Below are 19622 nucleotides of genomic sequence, written 5' to 3' on the forward strand. Positions count from 1 at the left end.
AAAGGATGATGTGTATATTAAACGATAAGTTCTTAGAAAATATACTCTTTAAAGAAATTTAGATGCGTTTGCCCTGAATGCACACCAACCACTGTATCGCACTTCACAAAGCCTGCTGCATGAATCGCATCTGCTACATCCATTGTAAAATGACCGCCAATTGGCATTACAGAGAATTTCAAGTTAGCCCAAAGCGTTATTAACTGCATATCCATCGTAAGTGCAGTATCGCCAGCATAATAAAAATCGCCTTCTGGTGTGCTAAATACAAAACCCATTGGGTTGCCACCACTTGCACCATCAGGCATAGTAGATGAATGCACCGCGTTTACACCACGAGCCTTCCCAAATGGAAAATTAATATAACCACCATGGTTCATCATCAATACATTTTCTAAGCCCTTACTACCTAGCCAATCTGCAATTTCTGCTGCGCATACAACCGTTGCCTTGGTGCGTTGTGCAATGCTTATTAAATCTGCAACGTGGTCCCCATGACCATGAGAAACAAAAATGAAATCAGCCTCAATGCTATCTGCTGAAATATTGGTAGCCAATGGATTACCCGAAATAAAAGGATCGAACAATATTTTTTTGCCTTGTACGTCTACTTGAAAACAAGATTGACCAAAATAAGTAAGTGTCATACAATTGTTGGTTTTATAGTTTCTAAAAAAGAGTAACAACAAAGCAACAATCTTTAAGGCAAACTGTTGGTGTATCATTGTAAAATATTCATCACCAATTTTAATAGTTTAATTGAACAAGAGTTTTTTATGAGAAATACAAGTACGTTGTGGATTATCGCTTTTTTAATGTTATTGTTAGATTTTTATGTGTACCAAGCTATAAAAACCGTTAGCCAAAACTCTACAGAAAGAGTAAAATGGATTATTCAAATAAGTTATTGGACCATTTCTGTGCTCACATTGGCCAGCCTTTTATCGCTACCACATATACAGGCTTTGCAAACCAATAAAATCTTCCGTAATTACGTGTTTGCCATTATGGTGGGCTTGTTTTTGGCTAAACTAATTGGTTCTACCTTCTTTTTACTAGATGACATTCGCAGGTTGTTTGCATTTGTATTTAGTAAAATCTCAACCTCACAAGTTGAGACTGTTGCTACAGAAAATAGCATCCCTCGTTCTACGTTTTTAAGTTGGATGGGCTTAGGTATTGGTGGTGGTTTATTTGGTACTTTGTTGTATGGTTTTAGCAACAAGTACAAGTATCAAATTACCCGTGTACCATTGGCATTTAAAAATTTACCCCAAGCATTTAAAGGTTTAAAAATTGTACACATAAGCGATATACACAGCGGTAGTTTTAATGATAAGGCAGCCGTGAATCATGGTGTAGATATGATATTGAAGGAAAAACCAGATTTAATTTTGTTTACTGGCGATTTGGTAAATGATAGACACGAAGAAATGCATGACTATATAGATGTTTTCAATCGCCTAAAAGCGCCAATGGGTGTGTATAGCACATTGGGCAATCACGATTATGGTGACTATGTAGCGTGGCCTAGTGAAGCTGCAAAAAAACAAAATCTTGAAAATTTGAAGAAAGTGCATGCACAACTTGGCTGGAAATTGATGATGAATGAACATACCATTTTTGAAAAAGATGGCGAAAAAATTGCGCTGTTAGGTATTGAAAACTTTGGCGCAAAAGGCCGTTTTCCTAAATACGGCAGAATGCAAGATGCACATCCTGGTACAGAAAACATTCCTTTTAAAATATTAATGAGCCACGACCCAAGCCATTGGGATTATCAAGTAACCAAAGACTATAAAGACGTTGATTTAATGCTAGCTGGTCACACACATGGTATGCAGTTTGGGCTAGAGAATCCTTACTTTAAATGGAGCCCTGTAAAATGGATGTACAAACAATGGGCTGGCCTGTACGAAAATGGCAGTCAGAAGTTGTACGTAAACCGTGGTTTTGGTTTCATTGGCTATCCTGGTCGAGTGGGTATTTTGCCAGAAATTACAGTAATTGAATTAGTCTAATTTATTGCAAGTAGTCAGTGAGCATGATTAGTGGAAATAGTAGTGATTAGTAAGTGCTTTACTAATCACTAAAGCCTACTTACTGCTCACTTTTTCTCTATCGCTTACTTATTTTATTCATGCTTATTGCTTTTTGCATGGTGCATTTAAAGCGGTCTACACCAGCTACACGCAGTTCTCTGTGCTTGGTGCTACGGCCTGCCATGCGTTTACGCCACATTTTAAAACTGCTAGGTTTGCTATTGGCACGCATAAATTCTATTACTTCCTTTTCACTTAGCCCAAACTGAAACTCAATGGCTTCAAAGGGTGTACGGTCTTCCCATGCCATTTCTATAATGCGGTCAGTATCTACAATTGTTAAATCATTTTTCATACATCCTAAATCTATAATCAACAAACAACCGTATGTCAGAAACGGTTGACTGCTTATTGAAAAAATATTTTTCACACTGATTTACACGCCTTTGGCACAATCATTGGAAAATGTCTTTCAAACAAACAATATAAGCACATGAAAAAGTTAATCGTTTCAACCCTTGCATTGTTACTAGTAGCAGTGTCGGTACAAGCACAAGGCCTTAGAGCCGGTATTAAAATTGGTGCCAATGGCACTAAAATAGATGGACAATCTTTTGAAGATGGCTACAAACTGTCCTATCAAGGTGGCGTATTTATTGAAGCCGATTTCAATAAAAAATTTGGTATTCAACCCGAAGTATTATTTGGTCAATCTACCAGTAAAACTGTTAGCGGTATTGGTGCTGTAGGTACTAATCTACCTTCTAGCCAAGATGTTACCCTTAATTATTTGTCTATACCGGTATTGCTACGTTACAATGTAGGCAAGTTGGTTACCTTAAACTTAGGCCCTCAGTTTGCTATCTTACTAAATAAAGATAAAACGGTTTTGCAGAATGGTCAAGACGCATTTAAAAGTGGCGACTTTAGCATGGTAGGTGGTGTGCAATTCAACTTTAGTGTATTGCGCATTTACGGTCGTTACAATGTTGGCTTATCTAACATTAACGATGTAAGCAATCAAGAAAAATGGAAAAGCCAGCAACTACAACTAGGTGTTGGTTTCAAACTATAGGTTTGGGTTTAGGTTTTGGATTTTAGGTTTTTCAGGCAAAGGCATTGTGTTTTTACACGATGCCTTCATTTTTTTATCACTGATTTGAATGATTGAAATGATTTGCATGATTTTTAACACTTATTATCCAATGCCAATAGTATTATTTGTTCTCAAAAGAAATTTTTTGTAAAAACTAAATAGACACAACCTTTTAGTGTAAATTAATCATTTCAATCATTCAAATCATTTAATCACTAATATCGTTTTACCGCCATTTTGTACCACCGTTACACATAATATTGTAGTGGCACTAATATTGTTTTACTTAGCACTCTTAATTTTTTTATAATAATACTGTTGTAGTGTGACAACTTGACCAGCCGTATTTTGCAACATAATTGAACATGACTAGAAACAAGCGCTTTTTTGCGGGTGAAGATGAATCGGATTTCATGCCCATAATTCCTATAAACGAGAATGATATAGAAGATAAAAACCTCGTAATTCCAGATGAACTGCCAATTCTACCGCTAAGAAATACCGTGTTGTTTCCAGGTGTAGTGTTGCCAATAACTGTGGGTAGAGACAAGAGTATAAAAGCCGTAAGCGAAGCTTATAAAGGCGATAAATTAATTGGCGTTATTTCTCAAAAAGATACCAATATAGAAGACCCCGAAGCGAAAGATTTGTGCACTATAGGTACGGTAGCAAAAATTATTAAGCTCATAAAAATGCCCGATGGCGGTACAACCATCATTATACAAGGAAAAAAACGTTTTGAGCTTGTGGAAATGCTAAGCGACGATCCGTTTTTTAAAGCCAGTATAAAACTACTTGTAGATGAAGAAAATCCAGAGAACGAAAACTTTGAAGCTTACTTAGGTAGCATTAAAGATTTGGCTTCGCAAATTATTCAGCTATCGCCAAATATGCCTACCGAAGCAGGTATTATTCTTAAAAACATAGAAAGTGCAGGCTTCTTAATCAATTTTGTAAGTAGTAATCTAAATGCAGATTTAACTGAAAAGCAAACCCTGCTTGAAATGCACGACATCACAGAGCGTGCTGAAAAACTAGTGCACTTGCTGCAACGTGAATTACAATTTGCCGAACTAAAAGATAAAGTAACCAATAAAGCTCGTGTAGAAATAGACAAGCAACAGCGTGACTACTTTTTGCAACAGCAACTTAAAAGCATTAAAGACGAGCTTGGTGGCGATAGCAACGAACGTGAAGTAGCCGATATGAAGAAGAAAGCTGAAGCCAAAAAATGGCCAGAAGCTGCCAAAAACTTGTTTAATACCAACGTACAAAAGTTGGAAAGAATGCACCCATCTACACCAGATTATTCTATTGTGTACAACCACTTAGACCTGTTGCTAGACCTACCTTGGGAAGAATATACCGATGATAATTACGACCTAAGCAATGCTAAAAAAGTGTTGGATACAGACCATTATGGTATGCAGAAAATTAAAAACCGCATACTAGAATATTTGGCAGTATTAAAGCTAAAAGGAGATATGAAAAGCCCAATTTTATGTTTTGTAGGCCCACCAGGTATTGGTAAAACATCGTTGGGTAAAAGCATAGCACATGCTGTTGGGCGCAAATATGTACGCGTAAGCTTGGGTGGCTTGCACGATGAAAGTGAAATTCGTGGTCACCGTAAAACCTATATTGGTGCCATGCCAGGTAGAATTTTGCAGAACATTCGCAAAACCAAAACCAGCAACCCGGTAATGATTTTAGATGAAATAGATAAAATAGGTAACGACCATAGAGGCGACCCTTCATCTGCATTGCTAGAAGTGCTAGATCCAGAACAGAACAATACTTTTTACGATAACTACCTAGAACTTGAGTACGACTTAAGTAAAGTGCTATTTATTGCTACCGCCAATAATTTGCAAAACATACAGCCAGCCTTACGTGACCGTTTAGAAATTATAGATTTAAGCGGCTATGCAGTAGAAGAAAAGGTAGAAATTGCTAAAAGACACTTAGTACCTAAACAAAAAGAAGCACATGGTTTAGGTAAAGTAAACCTAAAACTAGCCGACAAAGTATTAGATAAAATAATAGAAAGCTACACTAGAGAAAGTGGTGTACGTGAGCTAGATAGGCAGTTGGCCAGCATTATGCGTTACCAAGCCAAAGAACTAGTGCTGAACGAAAAAGTAAAAAGCCCAGTTACTGCCGATGATGTAGAAACCATTTTAGGTTCTGCCAGATATAGTAACGATATCTACAAAACGGTGAATATGCCGGGTGTAGTGGTAGGCTTGGCCTGGACTTATGTGGGCGGCGATATTTTATTTATAGAAACCGTACTAAGCGATGGTGGCAAAGGTGAGTTGAAACTAACTGGTAACCTTGGTAATGTGATGAAAGAAAGTGCCATCACTGCGCTTACCCTATTGCAAGCCAACGCTAAAAAATACGGTATAGATGTAGAAGATTTTGGTAAGAAAACCATTCATGTGCACGTGCCAGAAGGCGCTACACCAAAGGATGGTCCAAGCGCAGGCATTACCATGCTTACCTCTTTAGCATCTGCATTTACTGGCCGTAAAGTAAAACCTTACCTAGCCATGACGGGTGAAATTACCCTACGTGGCCAAGTATTGCCAGTAGGCGGTATTAAAGAAAAAGTATTGGCTGCCAAACGTGCTGGCCTAAAAGAGATTATTATGTGCTGGCAAAACCAGAAAGACGTAGAAGAAATAGACAGTGCGTTTATTAAAGGTGTTACGTTTCATTATGTAAAAAACATGCAGCAAGTGCTAGATTTAGCTTTGGTGTAAATAGATAATATAAGTTACAAAAGCCTGCTGCGATTAAAGTAGCAGGCTTTTTGTGCGTTAATTTTCAAGTTTCCTATAAGCGTTTGGGGCTATGGTTTATTGTTCCATAGGGACAAAAGGTGGGTAGAAAAATGATATTTTCACGAACGTTCCATAGATACGTTTTATGCGAGAATACAGCACCATGCGTTTCTACAGAACGCCAACCCAATTCTAATTTATTATGGCTACCTATCATTTGTTCCTATGGAACAATCATCACAGCCGTGGTAAATTGCCCTCAATTACCACGGCTAAGTTTCTGCCACTATCTGCCGTTATACTTATCTAAAAAATATTTTTATCCAATCAGAAGTATTATTACTTTAGCTTATCCAATAATTTTAAAAAATAAGCGTATGGAACCAAACACACCAGTAACCGACCCAGTTGCAGAAAATAGCAACTACGAAAACTTCGATTTGTATTACAGCAATCGATTAACAGCCCTTACCAATGCTGCCGATGCCAACATTGTAGGCTTGCTTACCGCAGCCGGCTACCCACCAGCCATTATAGCTGCTAAAACTGCCGAGCTTGAAGCCCTTAAAAAACTAGATGACCTACAGAAAAAAGAGTACGGTGAGCAGTACCAAGCCACTGAAAATTTTGACAAATTGGCTACCAGCCTGCATCCTAGTTATTTAAGCCATGTAAAATGGGGCAAATTAATTTTTGAAGATGACTTGGCAGCCACCAATGCCTTGAGCCTGAAAGGTAAGCGACTGAGACCCGAAAGTGGTTACTGCAACCAGGCATTATTATTTTATGATGGCGTATTAAGTAACGATACCTACAAAGCAGCAATGGTAGCAAGGGGCATTACTGTGGAGAAACTGCAAGCCGGGCAAACAGGCTATACTACCTTAAAAGCAATGATACCTATAAAAGCAAAAGAAACAGGTGAAGCACAGCAAGCCACCCATACAAGAGATGAAGCTTGGGATGCATTTGACGAATGGTTTGTGAAATTTAAAAAATACGCTATGCTAGCACTTAGCGGCGAACCCCAATTGAGGGAAAAAATGGGTTGGAAGGAGTAAATAAGCCAATTTTTTAACAACTCATAACAGTTTTATTGTAATTCAATTGTAAAAAGTGGCGGTTCCAGAGTGAACTGCCACTTCTTTATGCTTCCCCACCATTTTCTAGTATGTCCGCACCATATTTTTATACGTCCTCGCCATTTTTAGGTGAGTCCGCATTATTTTTTAGTATATCCCTACCGTTTTGTAGTATGTCCCCATTGTTTTTCAGCACATCCGCACCATTTTCCACTAGTGTTATTAGTGCTAAAGCTTTAATTGGTATAAAAAATAGGCATTTAAAACTAAGTTACAATAGCGAACAAGTGAGATACCTGATAGAGAAAGCGAATAGGGATGCTGAAAAATATATTGCCGAAAGTTTTAGCAGTTGGGTATTTGGTATTGTTTAGTATGAAAACTTTCGGCTATTTTTGAGTTGGTGGCAATGTTACCACGACACAAAACAGACAATTATATACAAAAATGACAATACTAAAATCCGACTTACCAGAACAATCTGCACTCAATATTGCCAATAAAAAGTATGACTTCATTGATAGTTTTGTAGGCACTGTAAATGACGAAAACAACTCTATAACTTCTCAAAAAGTTGGTAAAGCCTTCTTTACAAGTAGTCCAAAATGGGTGGACAAACTATTTATTTTGAGAAACAAAATAGTTTCAATTTTTGGGTTAAAAACTTCGGGAGAAACTACCGACAGACAAAAACTTCTTGATAGTTTTAACTGTGAAACAGGACAACAACTTGGTTTGTTTAAAGTTTTTAACCGAACTGACAGCGAAGTTATAATTGGTGAAGATGATAAACATTTGAATTTTAGAGTTTCGTTATTTATTGAAAATCATTCTATCGAAACAACCAAGAAAAATCTAACTATTTCAACAGTAGCCGAATTTAACAATTGGTTTGGTAGGCTATATTTTTTACCAGTCAAGCCATTTCACAAGTTAATCGTACCAACCATGTTGAAAGGAATAATCAAAGAATTAGAAAAAGTATAAACCATGACAGTTTTAGACGAACTTAAAAATTATTGGAAAGAAAATAATTTGCCAGTTGATGGAGGTGCAAGCGAAACTTTTAACAAAGCTCAAATTGGACGATTTTATTTTCGTTACCCAAACCTAAACGGAACAGCTCTATTACTGCACGACATAAATCACTTTTTAACAGGTTATCCAACAACTTGGAAAGGCGAGTTTCAAGTGAGTGCTTGGGAGTTATCAAGTGGAGGACGCAAGGGGTTTCCAACAACTTGGATTTATCCAATTTCATTGGCAACATTAGGATTATTATTTTATCCATTACAAACTATTTCCGCTTACAAGAACGGAAGAAACCAGAAAAATGCTTTTGTTATTCACAAATTGACGGACATATTTTCATTGACAATAGACGAACTAAGAAATTACTCGGCGAAAAAAACACTGCCACCAACATAGTATTGTGGCAAGTGGGGGCTGATGAAAGTAATTGAACTTTGGTAATTTTATTGTACTTTCCTAAGAGCAAAGGATGTTACATCCAAATGCTCGTAAAACCAGATTACAAATCTGAACTAACTGAAATCTAAGCCGTCACTTAGTTTAAGTAGTAGGTATTTAAAACTAAGTAACAATAACGAACAGGTGAGAGACCTGCTTGAGAGCGAATTTTAATTAAACACAAGCAAAAATGAAAAACATAGACAAACAAAGTTTAGAAAATGCGTATCGCTTATTTGAAAGTGGGGCTATTGATGCTATAGAAATAGGCACTACCAAAGGTTTGCAACAAATACATACTTATTTGTTTGAGGGATTATATGATTTTGCAGGACAAATACGCAAGCAAAACATAAGCAAAGGCGGCTTTCGATTTGCCAACGCTTTGTATCTACAAGAAGCTTTGGCAAAAATAGAATTGATGGCACAACATACTTTTGAAGACATAATAGCCAAATATATAGAAATGAATATTGCCCATCCGTTTTTGGAAGGCAACGGAAGAACCACCAGAATATGGCTAGATATGATTTTGAAAAAAGAACTTAAACAAGTAGTAAACTGGCAGTTTGTAGATAAAGCATTGTATATGCAGGCCATGGAACGAAGCCCCATAAATGATTTAGAATTAAAAACTTTGCTACTTGCTCATCTTACTACCGATGTAAACAATAGAGAGGTAATTTTTAAAGGCATAGAACAATCTTATTTTTATGAAGGCTATAAAAAAGAAGATTAAATGACAATCCGCTGTTCGAGATGTTCCAAAGGGCATCTCGAACAACAGATAAAAGGCATCTCTTATGCCATAGAATACTTGTAATAGTTAGTTCAATTGTAGATAAATAGATGCTTTACAACTAACCCACCATTTCGCTGTTCTAGTTGTTTTATTCATTAGTTTTAATGCCATGTTTCAAAACATCAAAACCTATTATTACCGCATGATACCGCATCTTACTGAGGCGGATTGGCAAGCATTGGAAGAACGATTGACCATTAAAACCTACAAAAAAGGCGACTATATTGTAAAGCAAGGTGACGTATGCAATTATGTGTACTTTATTAATGTAGGCTTCTTACGCTTTTACAAAATAATTGATGGTAAAGAAATTTCTACAGGCTTTATTGGGGCTAATGAATACGTATCTGCTTACGATAGTTTTTTAAAAAGACAGCCAGCTTTTGAAAACTTAGAAGTGCTAGAAGACGCTGAGTTGCATTGCTTGAGTTATGATGATATGCAGTTTTTGTACAAGCATTATCCTGTGTATCAAATGTTTGGTAGAGTAATAGCTGAACAACTATTTATTTGGATAAATGATAGAACCAATGCCTTGCTGCTATTAACACCAGAACAGCGCTACGAGAACATGATTAAAAACGAATCGGAACTACTACAACGTGTACCACAATACATGCTTGCCTCTTACATAGGCGTAACACCAGAACACTTAAGTCGCATTCGCAAAAAGATGATGACAAAGTCTATTGATATTTATCAATAAATATTACTGGCAAATTCTTCTTAACATTTATCAACGAAAAATAAGTTGCCTTACTTCATGTTTGCATCTCAAACAAAACGAACATGAAGCGCATTTTTATTTTTATGATGACTACCCTTTTTAGTTTGGTAGTATTCTCGCAAAACATTACCCAAACCATTAAAGGCACCGTAACAGATAAGGCAAGTGAGAAGCCATTGGCTGGTGCTACTGTGGTGGTAAGCAATGGCAAAACCTTATCTACCATAAGTAATAGCAGTGGTCAGTTTGCCATTAACAATGTAGCTACAGGCAGGGTAACCATTATGGTATCTATTATTGGCTATAAAACGGCAGTAATACCAGAAGTGCTAGTAACTGCGGGCAAAGAAGTGGTAATGGATATTGCTCTGGAACAAGAAGTAAAACGCCTAGCCGATATAACCGTAAGCAGCAGCAGAATTAAAAAAGGTAATGCGAGTAATGAGTTTGCAGGTGCAAGCAGTAGAAGCTTTAGTATGGAAGAAGTAACCCGCTTTGCAGGGGGCAGAAACGACCCAAGTAAACTGGTGAGTAGCTTTGCTGGCGTAATTTCTAGCAGCGATAGCAGAAACGATATTGTGGTACGTGGCAACTCGCCTGCTGGTGTGCTTTGGCGCTTAGAAGGCTTGCCTACACCAAGCCCTAACCACTTTTCTACGTCTGGTACTACAGGTGGTCCTGTATCGGCATTAAATACCAATGCCTTAAAAACATCTGACTTTTATACGGGTGCTTTTCCTGCTGAATACGGCAATGCTAATGCAGCTGTATTTGATATTCAGTTAAGAACTGGTAATACTGAAAAGCATGAGAAAACCTTACAAGTAAACTTATTTTCTGGCTTAGAAGCCATGCTAGAAGGGCCTTTGAGCAAGAATAAAAATGGTGCATCTTACATGGTAGGCTATCGCTATTCATTTGTACAAATAGGCCAAAGCCTTGGCTTAAAAGTAGGTACAAGTGCAGTGCCTAAGTATCAAGATTGGGTGTATAATATTCAATTTGCCAAAGGCAAAGCAGGTAAGTTAAACCTATTTGGTATGGGCGGCATTAGTAGCATTGACTTTTTGGGTAAGGATACAGATACCACAGATTTTTACTCTAGAAAAGACCAAGACACTTATGTAAAAAGCAACTTCTTTGTGCTAGGTGCAAAGCATACAATAGACGTGGGTAAAAAATCGTACTTGCGTTCTGCTTTGTCTTATGCAGCTACCAAAAGCGATGTAGCGCAATACCAGTATAGCTTACCACTTAATTATACAAGTAGTTGGTTAAGTTTTCAGTCAAATACAGAAAGTAAAACACTACGTTTTTCTAGTTTTTTAAATACCAAATTTAGTGCAAAGCTCAACTGGCGCACAGGTGTGTTGGTAGAGGCATACAATGCCAAATCAAAAGTCATTTCTCGTGAAGGACAATCTAGTACAGCCGTTTTTAACGTGCAGCAAGATTATGATGGCAACAGTACATTACTACAAGCCTATAGCCAAGTAAGATACAAGCCTAGTAATGCTTTCACTATTACGGGGGGCTTGCACAGTATGTATTTTACACTTAACAAAAGCAGTATTGTAGAACCAAGATTTGGTGTGGCTTATCAAATTAATAATAGCAACACGGTGCTATTTAACTATGGCTTGCATGGCCAGCTACAGCCTTTGCCAGTGTACCTTTTTCAGCAAACCAATGGTGGTGTAATAGATAAAAGCAATAGAGATTTAGCCTTTACCAAAGCACACCATTTTGTGTTGGGCTATGAAAGAAGATTGCAGAATGATTGGCGCATTAAAGCAGAAACTTACTATCAATATTTGTACGATGTACCTGTAGAAAAGGCGGCAACAGGGTTTAGTATGCTTAACGCAGGTGCAGACTTCACCTTTCCTGAAAAAGTAGGTTTGGTAAATAATGGTACTGGCGAAAACTATGGTGTAGAGTTAACCATAGAGAAGTTTTTAAGCAAAGGGTTTTATATTTTAACCACAGGTTCTATTTTTAAATCTACTTACAAAGGCAGCGATGGTGTAGAAAGAAATACCACGTTTAACTATGGTTATGCTACCAATGTATTGGCAGGTAAAGAATGGAAAATGGGCAAAGCCAATAAGAACGCTTTTACGTTTGATGTAAAGCTGACAGCGCTTGGTGGCCGATATACTACACCTGTGAATTTAGCCGCTTCAATAGCTGCTAACAAAGAAGTGCTAGATGAAACACGATATAATACAGACCAATTGAAAGGCTACTTTAGATTAGATACTAAGTTTGGTTTTCGCATCAATAGTAGTAAAAGAAAAATGAGCCAAACCTTTTACTTAGACTTACAGAATGTTACCAATCAGCAAAACATTTTCTTAAGAAGATACAATCCTGAAAGGCAACAAATAGGCGAGGTGAATCAAATTGGCTTCTTCCCAGACTTATTGTACAGAATACAGTTTTAAATTTTGTGTCAGAATTACGTTTATATAATTCTCTCGCAGAATGCACAGAAATCGCTGAATTTTCCGTGCATTCTGCGTATTCTGCGAGCAAAAATTATTTAGCGAAATATTTATCAACTTAAATCGCATCACTATGCAGTGGCTTTATGAATTACAGCAACGCAATCCCTTACTTTTTTGGTATGGATGGCTATGTTTTGTAGGCGGTATGGTATGCGCCATACTTACTAAAACAACCAACATTCAGGTTAATAATATCAATGCATTTATAAAGCCTATGAAATTCTTTTTCAGTGTATGGCTATTTTGCTTTACGATGGGCTGGCTCGTATTTGAACTGCAACAACCTAGTATTGCCAATAGTTACAGCGTAATGGTAGTAATAGTGATGAGTATTGAGTTGGTGATTATTACTTGGCAAGCTGCTAATGGTAGACTGTCACATTTCAATGTGTCATCGGCTTTGTACGGTAGCTTGTTTACATTGATGGGTATAGCTATAAGCATACTCACTTTATGGACGCTTTTTATAGGCTATCAATTTTTTACAGTGCAACCTGTAACCATTCCTTTGGGCTATTTATGGGGCATTCGTTTAGGCATTATTTGCTTTGTCATTTTTGCGTTTGAAGGTGGTATGATGGGTGCGAGATTATCGCATACCATTGGTGCTGCTGATGGTAGCGAAGGCTTGCCCATTGTAAACTGGAGCAAGCATTATGGCGACTTGCGTATCGCTCATTTCTTTGGTATGCATGCCTTGCAGTTATTGCCTTTGGCAGGTTATTTTATTTTCAAAAAGCCAAGTGGTATTATTGTAGTATCAGCTATTTATTTTGTGCTGGTAAGTTTGCTTTTAGTAAGGGCTTTAAAAGGTTTGCCATTAGTAAAATACAAACAAGACGAAGTGAAAAAGGAAGTTGTTGTTTAACGCTTCTTTGCTTTCTTGCTCTGTGTTTCTTTTCACTTTTACACCACAGTTATCTCATTCAAGTTGTTAATGGTAATACGTTTTTGATCTTGCAAAAACAACAACACTTGCCAAATATGATGCTTGTTAGTAGGTTGTAGTTGCTTTAGTAATTCAGTAACGTTAATGCTAGTATTAGCCTTTACTACTTGCATTATTTGTTGTTGAATAAGGGCAAATGCTTTGGCAGATAATACATTGGTTTTATTAGCCAAACAGGTATCGCAAATGCCACAACCTTGTGCGGTACCGTCACCAAAATACTTTGAAATGTATTGGCTTCTACATTGCTTGGTAAGTTGTAAATATTGCAACATCACATCTACACGTTCTTGGTAAATGCGTTTACGTTGCTGATAGGCAGCTTGATTAAATACTAAGTATTGTGCAGGTGCTCGGTTGGTAAAATAGTGCAGTTGTGGGCTTTCTTTTTGTGGTGTGTATTGTACAATGCCAAAGGCTTGTAGTTGCTCTAATATTGCTTTTACATCAGCTTCTGTAAGGCGTGTTAGTTTGGCTATTTGCTTCTCGCTGATAGATGTTTGGTTGTCTAAAATACCACTGTAACTGCGTAATAAACATTTTACCACAGTGTCTAACTTGGGGTGACTTTGTTCTATATCGTTCAGTACATTTTTGGGTGCGATAAACTGCACTTTGGATGGTAGAAATACCGACTCGTTAAAACTGATATATCCTTCTTGTTCCAATGCTTTCAGTATAGCCATTACCATAATAATGTTTAGCTGAAAGTTTTTGGTAAAGCTGATTAAGTCAAAACTGTAGTACATGCCTTCGCCTGCACCCACAGGTATGTGTAAAAAATCTGCAAGTGCTTGGTACACTTTTTTAATGTCGTACATCACGGGAAAACGTATGTCTGCCAAGGCTTGTAAGCTTGTCACATCTTTATCATCGTACAATAAAATAGCGTAAGATTTTTTGCCATCTCTACCAGCACGGCCAGCTTCTTGGTAATAATTTTCTAAGCAATCAGGCGTATCGTAATGAATGACTGTTCGTACATCGGGCTTGTCTATACCCATACCAAAAGCATTGGTACAAACCATTACCCTCGTTTTATTATTGATCCATTGTTGTTGCTTTTCGTTACGTTCTTGGTTACTTAAACCTGCATGGTAATAATCTGCCGAAATGTTTTGCAACGATAGTAAATGCGCCACCAGTTTGGTTTGACTTCTATTTCTACAATACACAATACTACTGCCAAGTACATTGGTTAAAATAGTGACCGCTTTGTTGATTTTGCTATCTACATTAAATACCGAGTAAGATAGATTTGGCCGCTCAAAACTTTGTTTAAAAATCAGCCCATCTGCAAGTTGTAGTTTGCTAATAATATCTTCTTGTACCGTAGGTGTTGCAGATGCTGTTAATGCAATAATGGGCACTTTGTCTAAAGCTTCACGTAGCTTATTGATGTTGAGATAAGATGGTCTAAAATCGTAACCCCATTGGCTAATACAATGTGCTTCATCTACTGCTATTAAGCAAATATTCATTGCATGAACATGCTCTTTAAATAAATTGGTTTCAAGTCTTTCAGGCGATACGTAGAGAAATTTATAGTCACCACTTACCGCTTTTTCAAGTGTTTCTTTTACTTCGTAAAAATTCATACCACTGTGTATAGCCAATGCTTGAATACCTCGCTTTTGTAGGTTTTCAACTTGGTCTTTCATTAAAGCTATTAATGGCGAAATCACTAAGCAAAGCCCATCTATCAACATCGTTGGCACTTGAAAGCAGATGGACTTACCACCACCTGTAGGTAGTAATGCTAAGCAATCTTTTTGCGCAAGCACAGCAGTAATAATGGCTTCTTGCTCACCACGAAAAGCGTTGTGCTGCCAGTACTGTTGTAATATGTGATGTGGTGTAGACAAATGGTGAAAAGCGAAAGGTTAGAGGTGAAAAGTCAAAGGTGAGACGTGAAATATTAAATCATAAATTTCGAATTATAAATCTCAAATCGTAGTTACTTTCTTCCAATTCAACCTTAAGCTATTCAATGCTAGCACTACATCGCTGCAGCCCATTAATAAAGCCCCTACAGTGGGCGTAAATAGGCCGATTGCTGCAAATGGTATCGCAATAATGTTATAGAAAAATGCCCAAAATAAATTGCCTTTAATAGTGTTGTGCGTATGCTTGCCAAGTTGCATGGCAACAGGTAGTTTTTGTAAGCCATTGTTCATTAATACCACCGATGCACTTTGTATAGCTAGTTGTGATGCAGCACTCAAACTCACACTAATAGTGGCTTTTGCCAATGCAGGCGCATCGTTAATGCCATCGCCTACCATTACCGTTGGTGCTGCTTTGCACAATGCATCTATCATGTCTAGTTTTTGCTGTGGTGTTTGTTCTGCTATCACTCTATCTATGCCAAGTTGGCAAGCTACTTGTTCGCATTTAGCTTGGCTATCGCCACTTAATAGTATGGTAGTAATGCCTTTGCTTTTAAAGTAATTGATAACTGCTTTTGCTTCAGGTCTTACTTCATCTGCAATATCTATCCAGCCAATGAGTGTGTTGTTTTTTGTTACATACAAATGGTGGCTTGTATCTACTATTTGTTCATCTATTTTGGCCGAACCAATCCAATATGTATTGCCTTCTTTGTCGCTTGCTTTCATGCCAAGCCCTTTTATCTCTTCTATTTTTTGCCACCTCAATACTTCCTGTGTTTTCCACGCAGCAGCAATACTTTTAGCAATTGGGTGGTTAGAAAATTTCTCTAAAGAGTAAACGAGTTTCTTAAAGTCTGCTTCTTCAATGTCTGATTTGAAATTTGAAATTTGAAATTGTCCAGAAGTCAATGTACCTGTTTTGTCAAACACAATTTGCTTAATCTGTGCAAATAATTCCATGCTGTCGGTCTTGGTATAAAGAATACCATTTTTAGCAGCTCTACCAAGCCCAACCGCAATAGCAGCAGGCGTTGCAATGCCCATAGCACAAGGGCAACTAATTACCAATACGGCAATACTTCTCATCAAGCTATCGCCAAAACTTACATCCAAAAAGAAGTAGTTCACCACAATTGTTAGTACCGCAATACTTACCACCGTTGGTACAAAAATGGCACTTATTTTATCCGCCAATAATTGCATCGGTGGCTTTTGCCCTTGTGCTTGCTTCATCAATTCTACAATACCATTTAACACGGTGTCTTTACCAGTTGCAGTTACGTAGCATTTTACATTGCCGTTAGATAGTACACTACCACCTATTAAAATATCACCTTGCTTTTTAAATACAGGCACACTTTCGCCAGTAATAATGGCTTCGTTTACTTCTGCCTCACCGCTTAGTATTTTACAGTCTTGTGGTACTTGCTCACCAGACTTTATCAATACCAAATCACCTGTTTTTAAAAATGTATTTTCTATGGGGAAAATGTTCTCGTTATGTGCATCATCATAGGCAATCATATTGGCCATTACCTTATGTTGCTTCGTTAGTTCTTTAATGGTTTTTTGTGTACGAGCTACCGATGCGTCTTCCATCCAATTACCTAAAAACACCAACGTAATTATCGAAGCTGCCGTTTCGTAAAATATCTGGCTCTCATTACCAGTAATAGTGCCTATTAAACTATACACAAAAGCTGCTAATGAACCCAGTGCAATCAACACATTCATGTTTGGTATGCCTTTGCTCAAACTCTTTACAGCACTGCGTCCAAAGAAATTCATGCCTACAATAAATACAGGTAAGCAGATAGCCATTTGCAACCAAGCGTTGTGTAAAAAATGAACATGAAAATACATGGCCCAATGACCTATCATCAACACCAAAGTAAAGGGCAGCGTAAACCAAAACTTTTGCAAGTAAGTGCCTAAAAATGGCTTTTTAGTTTCAGTAACTTCTACGCTATCATCAACCACATGATAACCAAGCTCGTTAATGTTTTTCTTAGCCGTAGTAAGCGAGTTTTCTGCGTCTACAGTTTCAAAGCTTACATCGCCAGTAATCGCATTTACCTGCACTTGCTGCATACCTTGTTTTTGCAGCACTTTACTTACACTTAAAGCGCAATTGCTGCAAGTCATTCCTTCAACCTTCCACAATATCTTTTCCATAATTTTTTATTTTATGTTACCAGCTGTAGCCATTCTTATCATCGTCTGTTGCATCGCACACTTGTACGTTCTGTTCATTATTTGTCATGCTGACGAAGGAAGCATCTGCCAGCCAACGGTTAGATTCTTCGTTCCTCAGAATGACAATAACAATAAGTGCTACAAATTTACCCAATATTACCAAGCGTTAGCTGTAAGCACTATGACATTTATCAGTTATCGAAAATCAATGCGTTTTACACTATTATCTTTTCGGCTACATTGTATCTTCGCCACATGATTCTAGTGTACAATATTTCACAAATTCATGATGTTGCAAGCCAAGTATTAGCCCAATTTGGCCACAAAAAAGTATGGGCTTTTTACGCACCTATGGGTGCAGGTAAAACCACTTTTATACATGCCTTGTGCGATGTGCTGCAAGTAACCGATGTGGTTAGCAGCCCCACATTTGCCATTATTAATGAGTACACAAGTCCTCGTTTTGCCATTATTTATCACATGGATTGGTATCGACTAAAAAGTGAAGAAGAAGCCATTAATGCAGGTGTAGAAGATGCCTTACAACAAGGCGATTTATGCCTAGTAGAATGGCCTGAAAAAGCCCCCGATTTATTGCCTGATGACGTGGTAAACATTACCATAGAATTGCTAGATGCAGCTACTAGACAAATGGCGATTCATTAAATTATTATCATGCATGGTGCATTAATCAAATTTCAATAGTAACTTGCTCACACTTATATAATTTATTATTATCAATGGCTACCACCAAACCGTACATTTCTACATCGTTTAGTTACGAAACTTTAGAAGAAACTTTAGATGTAAAACCGCAAGGGGCTAAACTAGATATTGGTATACCAAAAGAGTTTGCCTTTCAGGAAAACCGTATTGCGCTTACACCTGAAGCGGTAGGTGTATTGGTAAGTAATGGCCACCATGTAATGCTAGAAAGCAATGCGGGGCTAGCCAGCCATTATAAAGACAAAGAATACAGTGAGGCCGGTGCTAAAATTGTGTACGATAAAGCAGAAGTGTACAAAGCACAGTCGCTTATAAAAAGCGCACCAGTTGTAGAAGAAGATATGGGCTTGCTGCAAATGAATCAAACCATCATTTCGCCCATTCATCACTCAGCTTTAAAAGCTTGTATTATAGAGAAAATGATGGAGAAAAAAATTACTGCCATCAGTTTCGAAAACTTAAAAGATGATAGCGGTACTTACCCAATAGTACGCAGCATGAGCGAAATAGCAGGTAGTGCATTAATGCTAATTGCTGGCCAATATTTAAGTAGTTTTAATAAAGGTAAAGGTGTATTGCTTGGTAGCATCAGTGGTATACCACCAACCAAAGTAGTAGTTGTAGGCGCAGGTATTGTGGGTGAAACAGCTACTAGAAATGCCTTGGCTCTTGGTGCTAGTGTAAAAGTATTTGACAATAATGTGTATCGTTTAAAACAGTTGCAAGATAATTTAGGCCATCGTGTATGGACGAGCGTTTTAGAGCCACGCATTTTATCCAAACAATTAAAAACTTGTGAAGTAGCTATTGGTGCATTAAGCAACGAAAGTGGTAGAGCGCCAATAGTAGTAACAGAAGAAATGGTAGCAGCCATGCGACCAGGCAGCATTATTTTAGATGTAGCCATAGATAGAGGCGGTTGTTTTGAAACAAGTGAATTAACTAGTCACGAAAACCCAGTATTTGTTAAACACGATGTGATACATTATTGTGTACCAAATATTCCCAGTGGTTTTGCACGTACCGCAAGCCAAGCCATTAGTAATGTATTGATGCCTTTAATGCTTGATATTAGTGATAACGGCGGTTTGGATGAAATGATATGGCACAATATTAATTTACGAGAAGGTATTTATTTGTTCAAAGGCGCATTGACAGATTTCTACATCAGCCAAAAGTTTGACCTTAAATACACCGACTTGAATTTGTTAATAGCAAGCCGACGATAAATACTTGAAAGTATTCAACGAATAACGTTTGTTTGCAACAATTGGTATTATTTTGAACAAATGCTAAACTTAGTGCATTAGATAAACGTTAATTGAGGTTATTGAACCGCTT

The 19622-nt window shown here is 37.5% G+C and carries 17 protein-coding genes; 13 read left to right on the forward strand and 4 right to left on the reverse strand.

Features of this window, described 5'->3' with window-relative positions:
- Positions 1–32 precede the first annotated feature (32 nt).
- Entirely contained in the window at positions 33–647 is a 615-nt protein-coding gene (locus ACT9TX_RS10930; protein WP_481338326.1) for a metal-dependent hydrolase, read from the reverse strand.
- A gap of 129 nt (positions 648–776) precedes the next feature.
- Here ACT9TX_RS10930 and ACT9TX_RS10935 point away from each other — a divergent pair, with 129 nt between their 5' ends.
- Complete coding sequence (locus tag ACT9TX_RS10935; RefSeq protein ID WP_481338327.1) at positions 777–2021, forward strand: metallophosphoesterase; 1245 nt, start codon at positions 777–779, stop codon at positions 2019–2021.
- A gap of 97 nt (positions 2022–2118) precedes the next feature.
- Here ACT9TX_RS10935 and ACT9TX_RS10940 read toward each other — a convergent pair whose 3' ends face one another.
- Positions 2119–2397, reverse strand: a complete 279-nt coding sequence (locus tag ACT9TX_RS10940) for a TIGR03643 family protein (RefSeq protein WP_481338328.1) — start codon at positions 2395–2397, stop codon at positions 2119–2121.
- Between the two features lie 138 nt (positions 2398–2535).
- Between ACT9TX_RS10940 and ACT9TX_RS10945 the strand changes: the two genes are divergently transcribed.
- From ACT9TX_RS10945 to ACT9TX_RS10990, 10 genes are all read left to right on the forward strand, one after another.
- Positions 2536–3117, forward strand: coding sequence for a porin family protein (locus ACT9TX_RS10945; RefSeq protein ID WP_481338329.1), 582 nt, complete (start codon positions 2536–2538; stop codon positions 3115–3117).
- A gap of 386 nt (positions 3118–3503) precedes the next feature.
- The gene (lon, locus tag ACT9TX_RS10950; RefSeq protein ID WP_481338330.1) at positions 3504–5906 is read left to right on the forward strand and encodes an endopeptidase La; all 2403 of its coding nucleotides are present in this window, start codon (positions 3504–3506) and stop codon (positions 5904–5906) included.
- Between the two features lie 398 nt (positions 5907–6304).
- Positions 6305–6988 (forward strand): PQLLE family protein, encoded by a 684-nt coding sequence (locus ACT9TX_RS10955; RefSeq protein ID WP_481338331.1) that lies wholly within the window; start codon positions 6305–6307, stop codon positions 6986–6988.
- Between the two features lie 194 nt (positions 6989–7182).
- A complete protein-coding gene (locus ACT9TX_RS10960) occupies positions 7183–7383 on the forward strand; it encodes a hypothetical protein (protein ID WP_481338332.1) in 201 nt (66 codons plus the stop codon).
- A 73-nt stretch (positions 7384–7456) separates the two neighbouring features.
- Positions 7457–7996, forward strand: a complete 540-nt coding sequence (locus ACT9TX_RS10965; RefSeq protein WP_481338333.1) for a DUF2867 domain-containing protein — start codon at positions 7457–7459, stop codon at positions 7994–7996.
- A gap of 3 nt (positions 7997–7999) precedes the next feature.
- A complete protein-coding gene (locus ACT9TX_RS10970; RefSeq protein WP_481338334.1) occupies positions 8000–8437 on the forward strand; it encodes a hypothetical protein in 438 nt (145 codons plus the stop codon).
- 232 nt (positions 8438–8669) lie between these two features.
- Entirely contained in the window at positions 8670–9218 is a 549-nt protein-coding gene (gene fic, locus ACT9TX_RS10975; RefSeq protein ID WP_481338335.1) for a protein adenylyltransferase Fic, read from the forward strand.
- A gap of 172 nt (positions 9219–9390) precedes the next feature.
- Complete coding sequence (locus ACT9TX_RS10980) at positions 9391–9987, forward strand: Crp/Fnr family transcriptional regulator (protein ID WP_481338336.1); 597 nt, start codon at positions 9391–9393, stop codon at positions 9985–9987.
- A gap of 83 nt (positions 9988–10070) precedes the next feature.
- Positions 10071–12455, forward strand: a complete 2385-nt coding sequence (locus tag ACT9TX_RS10985) for a carboxypeptidase regulatory-like domain-containing protein (RefSeq protein WP_481338337.1) — start codon at positions 10071–10073, stop codon at positions 12453–12455.
- Between the two features lie 133 nt (positions 12456–12588).
- Positions 12589–13386, forward strand: coding sequence for a hypothetical protein (locus ACT9TX_RS10990; protein ID WP_481338338.1), 798 nt, complete (start codon positions 12589–12591; stop codon positions 13384–13386).
- Between the two features lie 38 nt (positions 13387–13424).
- Here the strand turns inward: ACT9TX_RS10990 and ACT9TX_RS10995 are convergent, their stop codons facing one another.
- On the reverse strand, positions 13425–15332 hold the full coding sequence (locus ACT9TX_RS10995; protein ID WP_481338339.1) for a RecQ family ATP-dependent DNA helicase: 1908 nt from the start codon (positions 15330–15332) through the stop codon (positions 13425–13427).
- Positions 15333–15413: 81 nt separating this feature from the next.
- Positions 15414–17534 (reverse strand): heavy metal translocating P-type ATPase, encoded by a 2121-nt coding sequence (locus ACT9TX_RS11000; protein WP_481338340.1) that lies wholly within the window; start codon positions 17532–17534, stop codon positions 15414–15416.
- A 276-nt stretch (positions 17535–17810) separates the two neighbouring features.
- Here ACT9TX_RS11000 and tsaE point away from each other — a divergent pair, with 276 nt between their 5' ends.
- The gene (gene tsaE, locus ACT9TX_RS11005; protein WP_481338341.1) at positions 17811–18221 is read left to right on the forward strand and encodes a tRNA (adenosine(37)-N6)-threonylcarbamoyltransferase complex ATPase subunit type 1 TsaE; all 411 of its coding nucleotides are present in this window, start codon (positions 17811–17813) and stop codon (positions 18219–18221) included.
- Positions 18222–18295: 74 nt separating this feature from the next.
- Positions 18296–19510, forward strand: a complete 1215-nt coding sequence (locus tag ACT9TX_RS11010) for an alanine dehydrogenase (RefSeq protein ID WP_481338342.1) — start codon at positions 18296–18298, stop codon at positions 19508–19510.
- The last annotated feature ends 112 nt before the right edge of the window (positions 19511–19622 follow it).

Source organism: Parasediminibacterium sp. HNIBRBA5674, from assembly GCF_056745525.1.

What these genes read in the sequence shown, in the direction of transcription:
- ACT9TX_RS10930 (WP_481338326.1), bottom strand. Translation starts at nt 647, where the DNA reads ATGACACTTACTTATTTTGGTCAATCTTGTTTTCAAGTAGACGTACAA.
- ACT9TX_RS10935 (WP_481338327.1), top strand. Translation starts at nt 777, where the DNA reads ATGAGAAATACAAGTACGTTGTGGATTATCGCTTTTTTAATGTTATTG.
- ACT9TX_RS10940 (WP_481338328.1), bottom strand. Translation starts at nt 2,397, where the DNA reads ATGAAAAATGATTTAACAATTGTAGATACTGACCGCATTATAGAAATG.
- ACT9TX_RS10945 (WP_481338329.1), top strand. Translation starts at nt 2,536, where the DNA reads ATGAAAAAGTTAATCGTTTCAACCCTTGCATTGTTACTAGTAGCAGTG.
- lon (WP_481338330.1), top strand. Translation starts at nt 3,504, where the DNA reads ATGACTAGAAACAAGCGCTTTTTTGCGGGTGAAGATGAATCGGATTTC.
- ACT9TX_RS10955 (WP_481338331.1), top strand. Translation starts at nt 6,305, where the DNA reads ATGGAACCAAACACACCAGTAACCGACCCAGTTGCAGAAAATAGCAAC.
- ACT9TX_RS10960 (WP_481338332.1), top strand. Translation starts at nt 7,183, where the DNA reads ATGTCCCCATTGTTTTTCAGCACATCCGCACCATTTTCCACTAGTGTT.
- ACT9TX_RS10965 (WP_481338333.1), top strand. Translation starts at nt 7,457, where the DNA reads ATGACAATACTAAAATCCGACTTACCAGAACAATCTGCACTCAATATT.
- ACT9TX_RS10970 (WP_481338334.1), top strand. Translation starts at nt 8,000, where the DNA reads ATGACAGTTTTAGACGAACTTAAAAATTATTGGAAAGAAAATAATTTG.
- fic (WP_481338335.1), top strand. Translation starts at nt 8,670, where the DNA reads ATGAAAAACATAGACAAACAAAGTTTAGAAAATGCGTATCGCTTATTT.
- ACT9TX_RS10980 (WP_481338336.1), top strand. Translation starts at nt 9,391, where the DNA reads ATGTTTCAAAACATCAAAACCTATTATTACCGCATGATACCGCATCTT.
- ACT9TX_RS10985 (WP_481338337.1), top strand. Translation starts at nt 10,071, where the DNA reads ATGAAGCGCATTTTTATTTTTATGATGACTACCCTTTTTAGTTTGGTA.
- ACT9TX_RS10990 (WP_481338338.1), top strand. Translation starts at nt 12,589, where the DNA reads ATGCAGTGGCTTTATGAATTACAGCAACGCAATCCCTTACTTTTTTGG.
- ACT9TX_RS11000 (WP_481338340.1), bottom strand. Translation starts at nt 17,534, where the DNA reads ATGGAAAAGATATTGTGGAAGGTTGAAGGAATGACTTGCAGCAATTGC.
- tsaE (WP_481338341.1), top strand. Translation starts at nt 17,811, where the DNA reads ATGATTCTAGTGTACAATATTTCACAAATTCATGATGTTGCAAGCCAA.
- ACT9TX_RS11010 (WP_481338342.1), top strand. Translation starts at nt 18,296, where the DNA reads ATGGCTACCACCAAACCGTACATTTCTACATCGTTTAGTTACGAAACT.